The 11,514-nt window shown below is 68.3% G+C and carries 7 protein-coding genes and 2 rRNA genes (1 of these 9 cut by a window edge); 2 read left to right on the top strand and 7 right to left on the bottom strand.

Going from position 1 to position 11,514, the window contains the following annotated elements:
* Positions 1-187: 187 nt before the first annotated feature.
* Positions 188-2,257: an APC family permease gene (locus tag A6F73_RS10770; RefSeq protein ID WP_107452862.1), complete on the bottom strand. Its 2,070-nt coding sequence runs from the start codon at positions 2,255-2,257 to the stop codon at positions 188-190.
* Between the two features lie 229 nt (positions 2,258-2,486).
* Between A6F73_RS10770 and A6F73_RS10775 the strand changes: the two genes are divergently transcribed.
* Positions 2,487-3,155, top strand: coding sequence for a TrkA family potassium uptake protein (locus A6F73_RS10775; protein WP_063347597.1), 669 nt, complete (start codon positions 2,487-2,489; stop codon positions 3,153-3,155).
* Entirely contained in the window at positions 3,155-3,826 is a 672-nt protein-coding gene (locus tag A6F73_RS10780) for a TrkA family potassium uptake protein (protein ID WP_063347598.1), read from the top strand. Before A6F73_RS10775 ends, A6F73_RS10780 begins: the two co-directional genes overlap by 1 nt.
* Positions 3,827-3,933: 107 nt before the next feature.
* Here the strand turns inward: A6F73_RS10780 and A6F73_RS10785 are convergent, their stop codons facing one another.
* The 6 genes from A6F73_RS10785 to A6F73_RS10810 form a co-directional block, all read right to left on the bottom strand.
* Positions 3,934-4,749, bottom strand: coding sequence for a DUF3159 domain-containing protein (locus A6F73_RS10785; protein ID WP_244293354.1), 816 nt, complete (start codon positions 4,747-4,749; stop codon positions 3,934-3,936).
* Between the two features lie 2 nt (positions 4,750-4,751).
* The gene (locus A6F73_RS10790) at positions 4,752-5,159 is read right to left on the bottom strand and encodes an OB-fold nucleic acid binding domain-containing protein (protein ID WP_063347599.1); all 408 of its coding nucleotides are present in this window, start codon (positions 5,157-5,159) and stop codon (positions 4,752-4,754) included.
* A gap of 66 nt (positions 5,160-5,225) precedes the next feature.
* Positions 5,226-5,906 (bottom strand): response regulator, encoded by a 681-nt coding sequence (locus A6F73_RS10795; protein ID WP_063347600.1) that lies wholly within the window; start codon positions 5,904-5,906, stop codon positions 5,226-5,228.
* Between the two features lie 109 nt (positions 5,907-6,015).
* A complete protein-coding gene (locus tag A6F73_RS10800) occupies positions 6,016-8,604 on the bottom strand; it encodes a sensor histidine kinase KdpD (protein WP_063351105.1) in 2,589 nt (862 codons plus the stop codon).
* Between the two features lie 240 nt (positions 8,605-8,844).
* Positions 8,845-8,961, bottom strand: a 5S ribosomal RNA gene (rrf, locus tag A6F73_RS10805).
* A gap of 87 nt (positions 8,962-9,048) precedes the next feature.
* Positions 9,049-11,514 (bottom strand): 23S ribosomal RNA (locus A6F73_RS10810); it runs 655 nt beyond the window's last position.

The raw sequence follows: 11,514 nt of genomic DNA on the forward strand, positions 1-11,514 counted from the left end.
GCCGGACGCGCGGGAGCGGGCTCGCCCGGCGCGAGCGGCGCGGTCTGCGCGGTGAAGCCGTCGCGGTCGGTGGCGGCCGGGCGCACGGGCTTGCCCCAGCGCGGCCGGGCGACCTTGCCGGGGGTGGCGGCGCCCTTGCGGGCGCCCTTGCCCGAGGAGCCGGAGGAGCGGGACGGGGTGTTGCGGGTCACTGGGCGGAGTCCTTGCTGCTGTCAGCGGTGGCGTCTGGCATAACGGGGACCTTCGACTTTACGGCCTTCGGCGCCCGAGGCTCGCCACGCCGGACGGCACCCGGCGCCGACCAGGCCTTCTGCGGCTTGCGCCGCTCGGAGGACTCCAGCTGCCACGGCACCGAGGTGACCATCACCCCGGGCTTGAACAGCAGCCGTCCCTTGAGCCGCAGCGCGCTCTGGTTGTGCAGCAGGTGCTCGTACCAGTGGCCGACCACGTACTCGGGGATGTAGACCGACACCACCTCACGCGGGCTGCTGCGGCGCAGGTTCTTCACGTAGTCGAGGACGGGCCCGGTGATCTCGCGGAACGGCGAGTCCAGCACCTTGAGCGGCACCTCGATGCCGCGCTCGTCCCATTCCCGGCGCAGCGCCGCCGTGTCGGCCGGGTCGACGTTGACGGTGACGGCCTCCAGGGTGTGGGCGCGGGCAAGCCTGGCGTAGGCGAGGGCGCGCAGCGCGGGCTTGTGCAGCTTGGAGACCAGCACGATGGCGTGCACCCGGGTGGGCAGCACCACGTCGTCCGGCTCCTCGGCGGCGGTGAGCTCCTCGGAGACCCGGTCGTAGTGGCGGCGGATGCCCTTCATCATCACGAAGAGCACGACCATCGCGGCGATCGCGATCCAGGCGTGGCTGATCTTGGTGACCAGGACGACGATCAGCACGGCCATGGTCATCACCAGGCCGAAGGTGTTGATCGCCCGGCTGCGCTGCATGTGGCGGCGCTTGGCCGGGTCGGTCTCGGTGCGCAGCAGCCGGGTCCAGTGCCGGATCATGCCGGACTGGCTCATGTTGAAGGAGACGAAGACGCCGACGATGTAGAGCTGGATCAGCCGGTTGGGGTCCGCGTCGAAGGCGATGACGAACAGGATCGCGGCGATCGCCAGCAGGATGATGCCGTTGGAGAAGGCCAGCCGGTCGCCGCGGGTGTGCAGCTGGCGCGGCAGGTAGCGGTCCTGGGCGAGGATCGAGCCGAGCACCGGGAAGCCGTTGAAGGCGGTGTTCGCGGCGAGCACCAGGATCAGGCCGGTGACGGCGGCGACGAAGTAGAAGCCGGGCGTGAAGTTGTTGAAGACGGCTTCGCTGATCTGGGCGAGCGCGGTCTTCTGGTGGTAGCCGGGCGAGGAGCCGACGAGCTGCTCGGCCGGGTTCTCGGCCATCTGCACGCCGGTGAGGCGGGCCAGCCAGATGATGCCCATGAACATCACCACGGCGATGCTGGCCATCATCAGCAGGGTGGTGGCGGCGTTCTTGCTCTTGGGCTTGCGGAAGGCCGGCACGCCGTTGGAGATGGCCTCCACGCCGGTGAGCGCGGCACAGCCGGAGGAGAACGACTTGAGCAGCAGGAACACCATGGCGAACCCGGCCAGCGATTCGTTGCCGGGGATGGCGGCGAGGTGGAATCCGGAGCTCTCGGCGGGCATGTCCTGGCCGAGCAGGAAGTGCCGGACGAAGCCGTAGCCGACCATGCCGATGACGCCGATCATGAACGCGTACGTCGGGACGGCGAAGGCGGTGCCGGATTCGCGGACGCCGCGCAGGTTCATGCCCATCAGCACCACCACGACGATGACCGACAGGGTCAGTTCGTGGCCGCGCAGCGCGGGGACGGCGGAGACGACGTTGGCGACGCCCGAGGTCGTCGAGACGGCCACGGTGAGCACGTAGTCGACCATCAGGGCGCTGGCGACGACGAGTCCCGACTTGGGCCCGTGGTTGACGGTCGCGACCTCGTAGTCGCCGCCGCCGCTCGGGTAGGCGTGCACGTTCTGCCGGTAGGAGGCGACCACCGCGAGCATCACGATCGCGACGACGACGCCGATCTGCCAGGAGAAGTGGATCGCCGAGGCACCCGCCACGGAGAGCGTCAGCAGGATTTCCTCGGGGGCGTACGCGACCGAGGAGAGCGCGTCCGAGGCGAAGACGGGCAGCGCGATCCGCTTGGGCAGAAGTGTTTCGCCCAATTTGTCGCTGCGCAGGGCGCGCCCGATCAGGATGCGTTTCGGTAGGTCAGTCGGCATAGGCACGTTAAGGAATCGTAGGGGCTTCCCGGGCCGGGCTCCGCCGTTTGTCCCCCCCTTCGTCGCGACTGCGTTCTATGGACCGGCTAGCGTGTCGGATACGAGTCGGCGGGCAACACTCAGGTTGTGAGTCGGCGCCCCACGAGAACGCTCGCCCAGGGAAGCCGGGCGGGAAAGGGAGATGAACGGTGTTTGCGCAGGTCAAGAACCCTACGGGACGGGTGAGGTAGCGCCGGTGCACATCGTCATCATGGGCTGCGGCCGCGTGGGCTCGGCCCTCGCCAGAGCCCTGGAGAAACAGGGCCACTCGGTGGCCGTGGTCGACCAGGACCCGACCGCGTTCCGTCGGCTGGGCGCCGGGTTCAACGGGCGCCGGGTGACCGGCGTCGGCTTCGACCAGGACACCCTGCGCGAGGCGGGCATCGAGGAGGCCGGCGCGTTCGCCGCGGTCTCCAGCGGCGACAACTCCAACATCATCGCCGCGCGGGTGGCCCGGGAGAACTTCGGCGTGGAGAACGTCGCGGCCCGGATCTACGACCCCCGCCGCGCCGAGGTCTACCAGCGCCTGGGCATCCCGACCGTGGCGACGGTCCGGTGGACCGCCGACCAGATGCTGCGCCGGCTGCTGCCGAGCGGCGCCGAGCCGCTGTGGCAGGACCCGAGCGGCGGCGTCCAGCTGGCCGAGGTCGCCTACGCCCCGGGCTGGGTCGGCCACCGCATCGGCGTGCTGGAGGAGTCCTCCGGCGCCCGGGTGGCGTTCGTCACCCGGCTCGGCGAGGGCGTGCTGCCCTCGCCCCAGATGGTGGTGCAGGAAGGCGACCTGGTGCACGTGATGCTGCGCCGGGGCGACCTGACGGCGGTCGAGGCCGCGTTCGCGCAGGGGCCGAAGGAGGAGGGTCACTGATGCGGGTCGCCATTGCCGGGGCCGGTGCCGTGGGTCGCTCGATCGCGGGCGAGCTGCTGGAGAACGGGCACGAGGTCCTGCTGATAGACAAGAACCCCAACTCCATCTCGGTGGAGCGGGTGCCCATGGCGGAGTGGCTGCTGGCCGACGCCTGCGAGATCACCTCGCTGGACGAGGCGGCGCTGCAGCGCTGCCACGTGGTGATCGCCGCGACCGGCGACGACAAGGTGAACCTGGTCGTCTCGCTGCTCGCCAAGACCGAGTACGCGGTGCCGCGGGTGGTCGCCCGGGTGAACAACCCGAAGAACGAGTGGCTCTTCAACGAGTCCTGGGGCGTGGACGTGGCCGTGTCCACCCCGCGTCTGATGTCCGCCCTGGTCGAGGAGGCGGTCAGCGTCGGCGACCTGGTCCGGCTGATGCGCTTCAGCCAGGGCAACGCCAACCTGGTCGAGCTGACCCTGGCCGCGGACACCGAGCTGGTCGGCACCCGGGTGGGCGACGTGGCCTGGCCGCAGGACACCGCGCTGGTGACGATCATCCGCGAGGGCCGGGTGCTGGTGCCGGGCAAGGACGACACCCTGGAGGGCGGCGACGAGCTGCTCTTCGTGGCCGCGCAGGAGCGCGAGGAGGAGCTGGAGGACCTGCTGTCGGCGTCCTCCGGCGCCCAGTAGGGCCGAAGGCGCGGACCGGACACGGGCGAGGGCCCGCACCCACCAGGGGTGCGGGCCCTCGCCCGTCGCGTGCGGGCCGGCGGGCCGGGGCTCCGGCCGGACAGGGCCTAGCGGGCCGGCTCCTCGTCGTCGTCGAACTGCGCCTTGATCGGCGGCGGCGCCTTGAGCAGGATCTGCCAGGTGACGTACATCGCCAGCAGCATCGGCGGGATGCCGAGGGCGACCTTGAGCCAGCCGAGCAGGTTGACGTTGTGGGTGAAGTACAGCGGGAAGAGGATCACCGGCTTGAGGCCCATGATCACCACCCAGGCCCAGGTCGCCTTGGTGTAGGCGGCGAACCGGCCCGGGTTCTCCTTGCGCCAGGTGAACATCTCGCCGGTGACCGGGCCGAGCATCACGCCGATCATCGGCCAGCGCACCAGGGCGGAGACCGCCAGCGCGATGCTGTAGCCGACGTTCCACAGCAGGCCGGGCAGGTAGAAGTCCTCGGCGCGGCCGCTCTTCATCGAGATCCAGGCGCCGAGGGCGACGCCGAACACCCCGCTGAAGGCGTGCTGGACGGTCTCCCGCCGGGCCAGCCTGGTCACCACGAACACCGCGCACAGGCCCAGCGCGGCCCAGGCGGCGGAGCTGACCTGGTGGGTGATGTTGAAGGTGACGATGAAGACCAGGCCGGGCAGCGTCATGTCGATCATGCCGCGCACGCCGCCGAAGGCCTGCAGAATGGTGTCGGCCGCTTCCTTGGAGGCGGCGGCCTTGCGGGCGGCCTCCTCGGCCGCGCTGTCGGCGGCCTCCTTGGCGACGACGGCCTCGCGGACGGCCGCGTCGGCCGCGGCCCCGGGTCCGTGCGGGCCGGGCGGCGCGTGGTGGTTCGCGGCCAGGTCAAGCTGGGCGGCGGACTCGCCGCCGGGCTGGTTGCTCACGCTCATTCGCTCCCGTGTCCGACCGGACGCAGCTCATAGCGGGGGTTGAACAGCACGCGGCGCCCGCGTGCGTGGCTGATCCGGCCGCTGGCGACGAGCCGGCGGCCCGGCTCTATGCCCGCGATCGAGCGGCGGCCGAGCCAGACCACGTCCAGCGCCTCGGTGCCGTCGAAGAGTTCGGCCTCCAGGGCCGGCACCCCGGCCCGCGGGCGGAGCGTCACCGTGCGCAGCGTGCCCGCCACGGTGACCAGCTCGCGGTCCGCGCAGCCGGCGATCGGCGTGCAGCCCGACTCCGCCGCGCTCTCCTGGCGCAGCTCCTCGGCCTGCAGCTCCTCGGCCGAGGAGGTCAGCCGGCTGAGCATGCGGCGGAAGCGCCCCTGCGGCTGGTCGCTGCTGTTGTCACCACTCATGTCGGAAGGGTACCGGTTTCCGCGCCCCCGGCGGCAGGCCGTACGGCCACCGGGGGCGCCCCGGGGTCAGCTCTCGAAGCGGTAGCCCATGCCCGGTTCGGTGATGAAGTGGCGCGGGTGCGAGGGGTCGCGCTCCAGCTTGCGGCGCAGTTGGGCGAGGTAGACCCGCAGGTAGTTGGTCTCGGTGCGGTAGGCGGGGCCCCACACCTCCTGGAGCAGCTGGGTCTGGCTGACCAGCCGGCCGGCGTTGCGGACCAGCACCTCCAGCAGGTGCCACTCGGTCGGGGTGAGGCGGACGTCGGCGCCGTCCCGGTTGACCTTCTTGGCGGCGAGGTCGACGGTGAAGCTCTCGGTGACGACCAGCGAGTCGTCCTCGCCCGCGACCGGCTCGGCGCGGCGCACGGCGGCGCGCATCCGGGCGAGCAGCTCGTCCATGCCGAACGGCTTGGTGACGTAGTCGTCGGCGCCGGCGTCCAGGGCCTCGACCTTCTCGTCGGAGGCGTGCCGGGCCGACAGCACGATGATCGGCACCCGGGTCCAGCCGCGCAGGCCGCGGATCACCTCGACGCCGTCCATGTCGGGCAGGCCCAGGTCGAGGACGACGACGTCGGGATGGCGGGCGGCGGCCAGTTCCAGGGCGCTCGCGCCGTCATGGGCCGCGTCGACCTCGTACTTGCGGGCCTTGAGGTTGATCACCAGCGCGCGGACGATCTGCGGTTCGTCGTCCACGACGAGGACCCGGGTCATTTACGGGCTCCGCCTTTCAGGGCTGTCGGACTTACGGACTGTGGGACTTGCTGAACATACGGATTGCGGGAGCGAGGAACGACAGGCCGGAGCGGCAGGCCACCGGCTGTCACGTGATCAGCCGCGACAGCGGGTCGTGCCCGTCACCGGTCGCCTCCCCCGGTTCCGGCGGCCGCTCGGCCGCGGGCAGGCTGACGACCATGGTGAGGCCGCCACCAGGGGTGTCCTCGGCGGTGACGGTACCGTCCATCGCCTCGACGAAGCCGCGCGCCACCGCGAGCCCGAGCCCCACCCCGGCGCCGCGCGGCGCGTCCCCGTAGCGCTGGAACGGCGCGAAGATCCGTTCCTTGGCGTCCTCGGGCACACCCGGGCCGCGGTCCACGATCCGCAGCTCGACCCGCGCGGAACCGCCCGGCTGACGCAGCGCGTCGGCCTTGACCAGCACCTTGACGCCGTCCGGGCTGTACTTGACGGCGTTCTCGACCAGGTTGGCCAGCGAACGCTCCAGCAGGCCGCCGTCGGCCCGGATCATCGGCAGCGTCTCCGGGACGTCGAGGCGCACCGACTCGGGCGGCACCCCGCCGAGGGCGAACGGCACCACCTCGTCCAGGTCGGTCTCCTGGATCAACGGGGTGACGGTGCCGGTCTGCAACCGGCTCATGTCCAGCAGGTTGTTGATCAGGTGGTCGAGCCGGTCGGCCCCGGCCTCGATGCCGGCCAGCAGCTCCGCCTCGTCCTCCGGCGCCCACTCGACGTCGGCCGCCCGCAACGAGGTGACGGACGCCTTGATCCCCGCCAGCGGGGTGCGCAGGTCGTGCGAGACCGCCGCCAGCAGGGCGGTGCGGATCCGGTTGCCCTCCGCCTCCCGGCGCGCCGCCGCGGCCTCCCGGGCCAGCCGGCGGCGCTCCAGCACCACGGCCGCCTGCGCGGCGAACGCCCCGAGCAGGCGCCGGTCCGCCCCCGGCAGCACCCGGCCGCGCAGCACCAGCGCCAGGCTGTCGCCGACCGGCACGTCCACGTCGGCCTCCTCCGGCCGCTCCGGCGGGCGCGGCCCGGCGGTGGCGACCGGCACCCAGGCGCCGAGCGGCTCCGGACGCTCCAGCAGCGCGGCGCTCTCCTGTCCGAAGGTCTCCCGGACCTGCTCCATCAGCGCGGTCAGCACCCCGTCCCCGTTCGGCGCGCCGCGCAGCACGGTACCGGCCAGCGCGCTGAGCGTCTGCGCCTCCGTCTGGCTGCGGGCCGCCTGGTGGGTGCGCCGGGCCGCCAGGTCGACCACGGAGGCGACCGAGATGCCGACCACGGTGAATATCGCCACCGCCATGATGTTCTGCGGCTCGTTGATCGTGAAGGTGTGGATCGGCGGCGTGAAGTAGTAGTTCAGCACCGACGAGGCGACCAGCGCCGACCCGATCGCCGGCAGCAGCCCGCCGACCAGCGCCGCGCACACCGTCAGCGACAGGAACAGCAGCATGTCGGTGGACAGGCCCAGCCCGCCGATCGCGGTCAGCACCAGCGCCAGCACCGGCGGACCCGCCAGCCCGATCAGCCAGCCCGCGATGGTGCGGGAGCGGCCCAGGTCGGTGATCCGGCGCACCGGCACCCGCCCGCGTCCGTGCCCGGCGTGCTCGTGGGTGACCATGTGGATGTCGATGTCGCCGGCCTCCCGGGTCACCGTGGTGCCGACGCCAGGCCCGTAGAGGTACTGCCAGGCCGGCCGGCGGCTGGTGCCCAGCACGATCTGGGTCGCGTTCACGCCCCGGGCGAAGTCCAGCAGCCCGGCGGCCGGGTCGTCGCCGAGGACGGCGTGGAAGGAGCCGCCGAGGCTCTCCACCAGGGCCCGCTGCTCGATCAGCGTCTGCGGGGAGCCGGTGCCCGAGAGCCCGTCCGAGCGGGAGATGTGGACGGCGAGGAGTTCACCGCCGGAGACACGGGCCGCGATGCGGGCCGCCCGCCGGATCAGCGTCGCCCCCTCGGGGCCGCCGGTCAGGCCCACCACGATCCGCTCCCGGGCCTGCCAGGTGCCCTCGATGCCCTGCTCGGCCCGGTACTTCTGCAGGTACTCGTCGACCCGGTCGGCGGTCCACAACAGCGCCAGCTCGCGCAGCGCGGTCAGGTTGCCCGGACGGAAGTAGTTGGCCAGGGCCGCGTCTATCTTCTCCGGCGCGTACACGTTGCCGTGCGCCAGTCGCCGCCGCAGCGCCTGCGGCGACATGTCGACCAGCTCGATCTGGTCGGCCCGGCGCACCACCGCGTCCGGCACGGTCTCGCGCTGGCGCACCCCCGTGATGCCCTCGACGGCGTCGCCGAGCGACTCCAGGTGCTGGATGTTGACGGTGGAGATCACGTCGATCCCGGCTGCCAGCAGCTCCTCGACGTCCTGCCAGCGCTTGGCGTTGCGGCAGCCGGGGATGTTGGTGTGCGGCAGCTCGTCCACCAGCGCCACCTGCGGGCGGCGGGCGAGGACGGCGTCCACGTCCATCTCGGTGAACGCGGCCTCCCGGTGCACCAGCTGCCGGCGCGGCACGACCTCCAGCCCGTCGACGAGCTCCGCGGTGAGCCGCCGGCCGTGATCCTCCACGAACGCCACCACGACGTCCGTGCCACGCTGCTGTCGCCGGTGCGCCTCGGCGAGCATGGCGTACGTCTTGCCGACCCCGGGGGCCGCCCCAAGGTAGATGCGCAGCCTGCCTCGTCCCATGAGCACCATTCTTGATCCGGCTCTGCCCCGGGGCCACCCCCGGACACCTGTTCCCCTTCCCTTCGAGACTACGGCGTGAGCGGCGATTTTCCGCTGATCAGTGGACTGATCATGCGGTTTTAGCGACATATTGACGGCGCCCGCCCCCTCGGCCGGGCCGGCTTGAAAGCCTTCTGCCCTGTCTCCGGGAAATGCAAAAAGACCCCCTCCCGAAAGGGAGGGGGTCTTTTTGGAATGATTGTTCGGCGGCGTCCTACTCTCCCACAGGGTCCCCCCTGCAGTACCATCGGCGCTGTAAGGCTTAGCTTCCGGGTTCGGAATGTAACCGGGCGTTTCCCTCACGCTATGACCACCGAAACACTATGAAACTGTCAACCGCACCAACCCCGTAGCCAAACGGGTTGGGGTCGTTGTTTCAGAACAACACAGTGGACGCGAGCAACTGAGGACAAGCCCTCGGCCTATTAGTACCGGTCAACTCCACCCCTCACAGGGCTTCCATATCCGGCCTATCAACCCAGTCGTCTACTGGGAGCCTTACCCTCTCAAGGAGGTGGGAGTGCTCATCTCGAAGCAGGCTTCCCGCTTAGATGCTTTCAGCGGTTATCCCTCCCGAACGTAGCCAACCAGCCATGCCCTTGGCAGGACAACTGGCACACCAGAGGTTCGTCCGTCCCGGTCCTCTCGTACTAGGGACAGCCCTTCTCAACACTCCTACGCGCACAGCGGATAGGGACCGAACTGTCTCACGACGTTCTAAACCCAGCTCGCGTACCGCTTTAATGGGCGAACAGCCCAACCCTTGGGACCTACTCCAGCCCCAGGATGCGACGAGCCGACATCGAGGTGCCAAACCATCCCGTCGATATGGACTCTTGGGGAAGATCAGCCTGTTATCCCCGGGGTACCTTTTATCCGTTGAGCGACGGCGCTTCCACAAGCCACCGCCGGATCACTAGTCCCTACTTTCGTACCTGCTCGACCCGTCAGTCTCACAGTCAAGCTCCCTTGTGCACTTACACTCAACACCTGATTGCCAACCAGGCTGAGGGAACCTTTGGGCGCCTCCGTTACTCTTTAGGAGGCAACCGCCCCAGTTAAACTACCCACCAGACACTGTCCCTGATCCGGATCACGGACCCAGGTTAGACATCCAGCACGACCAGAGTGGTATTTCAACGACGACTCCACAACAACTGGCGTTGCTGCTTCAAAGTCTCCCACCTATCCTACACAAGCCGAACCGAACACCAATATCAAGCTATAGTAAAGGTCCCGGGGTCTTTCCGTCCTGCTGCGCGAAACGAGCATCTTTACTCGTAATGCAATTTCACCGGGCCTATGGTTGAGACAGTCGAGAAGTCGTTACGCCATTCGTGCAGGTCGGAACTTACCCGACAAGGAATTTCGCTACCTTAGGATGGTTATAGTTACCACCGCCGTTTACTGGCGCTTAAGTTCTCAGCTTCGCCTGGACGAATCCAAGCTAACCGGTCCCCTTAACGTTCCAGCACCGGGCAGGCGTCAGTCCGTATACATCGCCTTACGGCTTCGCACGGACCTGTGTTTTTAGTAAACAGTCGCTTCTCGCTGGTCTCTGCGGCCACCCCCAGCTCTGACAGCAAGTGCCGTCACCAGGAATGGCCCCCCTTCTCCCGAAGTTACGGGGGCATTTTGCCGAGTTCCTTAACCATAGTTCACCCGAACGCCTCGGTATTCTCTACCTGACCACCTGAGTCGGTTTGGGGTACGGGCCGCCATGAAACTCGCTAGAGGCTTTTCTCGACAGCATAGGATCATCCACTTCACCACAATCGGCTCGGCATCAGGTCTCAGCCTTAATGAGTGACGGATTTGCCTATCACTCGGCCTACACCCTTACCCCGGGACAACCACCGCCCGGGCTGGACTACCTTCCTGCGTCACCCCATCGCTCACCTACTACAGACTTGGTTCAGCGGCTCCACCACGTCCCTTTGTCCGAAGACTCCGGGCCGGCTTCACGGCCTTAGCATCACCTGGTTCAGCGTTGGCGCTTCAAAGCGGGTACGGGAATATCAACCCGTTGTCCATCGACTACGCCTGTCGGCCTCGCCTTAGGTCCCGACTTACCCTGGGCAGATCAGCTTGACCCAGGAACCCTTGGTCAATCGGCGCAAGAGTTTCCCACTCTTGTATCGCTACTCATGCCTGCATTCTCACTCGTATACCGTCCACGACTGGTTTCCACCGCCGCTTCACCCGGCACACGACGCTCCCCTACCCATCACAGCAGGCGTTGGCCCTATATGCTGCAATGACACGACTTCGGTGATGTGCTTGAGCCCCGCTACATTGTCGGCGCGGAATCACTTGACCAGTGAGCTATTACGCACTCTTTCAAGGGTGGCTGCTTCTAAGCCAACCTCCTGGTTGTCTCTGCGACTCCACATCCTTTCCCACTTAGCACACGCTTAGGGACCTTAGTCGGTGTTCTGGGCTGTTTCCCTCTCGACCATGGAGCTTATCCCCCACAGTCTCACTGCCACGCTCTCACTTACCGGCATTCGGAGTTTGGCTAAGGTCAGTAACCCGGTAAGGCCCATCGCCTATCCAGTGCTCTACCTCCGGCAAGAAACACGTGACGCTGCACCTAAATGCATTTCGGGGAGAACCAGCTATCACGGAGTTTGATTGGCCTTTCACCCCTAACCACAGGTCATCCCCCAGGTTTTCAACCCTGGTGGGTTCGGTCCTCCACACGGTCTTACCCGCGCTTCAACCTGCCCATGGCTAGATCACTCCGCTTCGGGTCTTGGGCATGCAACTCAACCGCCCTATTCGGACTCGCTTTCGCTACGGCTACCCCACACGGGTTAACCTCGCTACACACCGCAAACTCGCAGGCTCATTCTTCAAAAGGCACGCAGT

The organism is Streptomyces sp. MJM8645 (assembly GCF_001625365.1).
Lineage (GTDB): Bacteria > Actinomycetota > Actinomycetes > Streptomycetales > Streptomycetaceae > Kitasatospora.

Excerpts from the sequence above, each read along its gene's own strand:
- A6F73_RS10780 (WP_063347598.1), top strand. The coding sequence starts at position 3,155 with ATGCGGGTCGCCATTGCCGGGGCCGGTGCCGTGGGTCGCTCGATCGCG.
- A6F73_RS10790 (WP_063347599.1), bottom strand. The coding sequence starts at position 5,159 with ATGAGTGGTGACAACAGCAGCGACCAGCCGCAGGGGCGCTTCCGCCGC.
- A6F73_RS10795 (WP_063347600.1), bottom strand. The coding sequence starts at position 5,906 with ATGACCCGGGTCCTCGTCGTGGACGACGAACCGCAGATCGTCCGCGCG.
- A6F73_RS10800 (WP_063351105.1), bottom strand. The coding sequence starts at position 8,604 with ATGGGACGAGGCAGGCTGCGCATCTACCTTGGGGCGGCCCCCGGGGTC.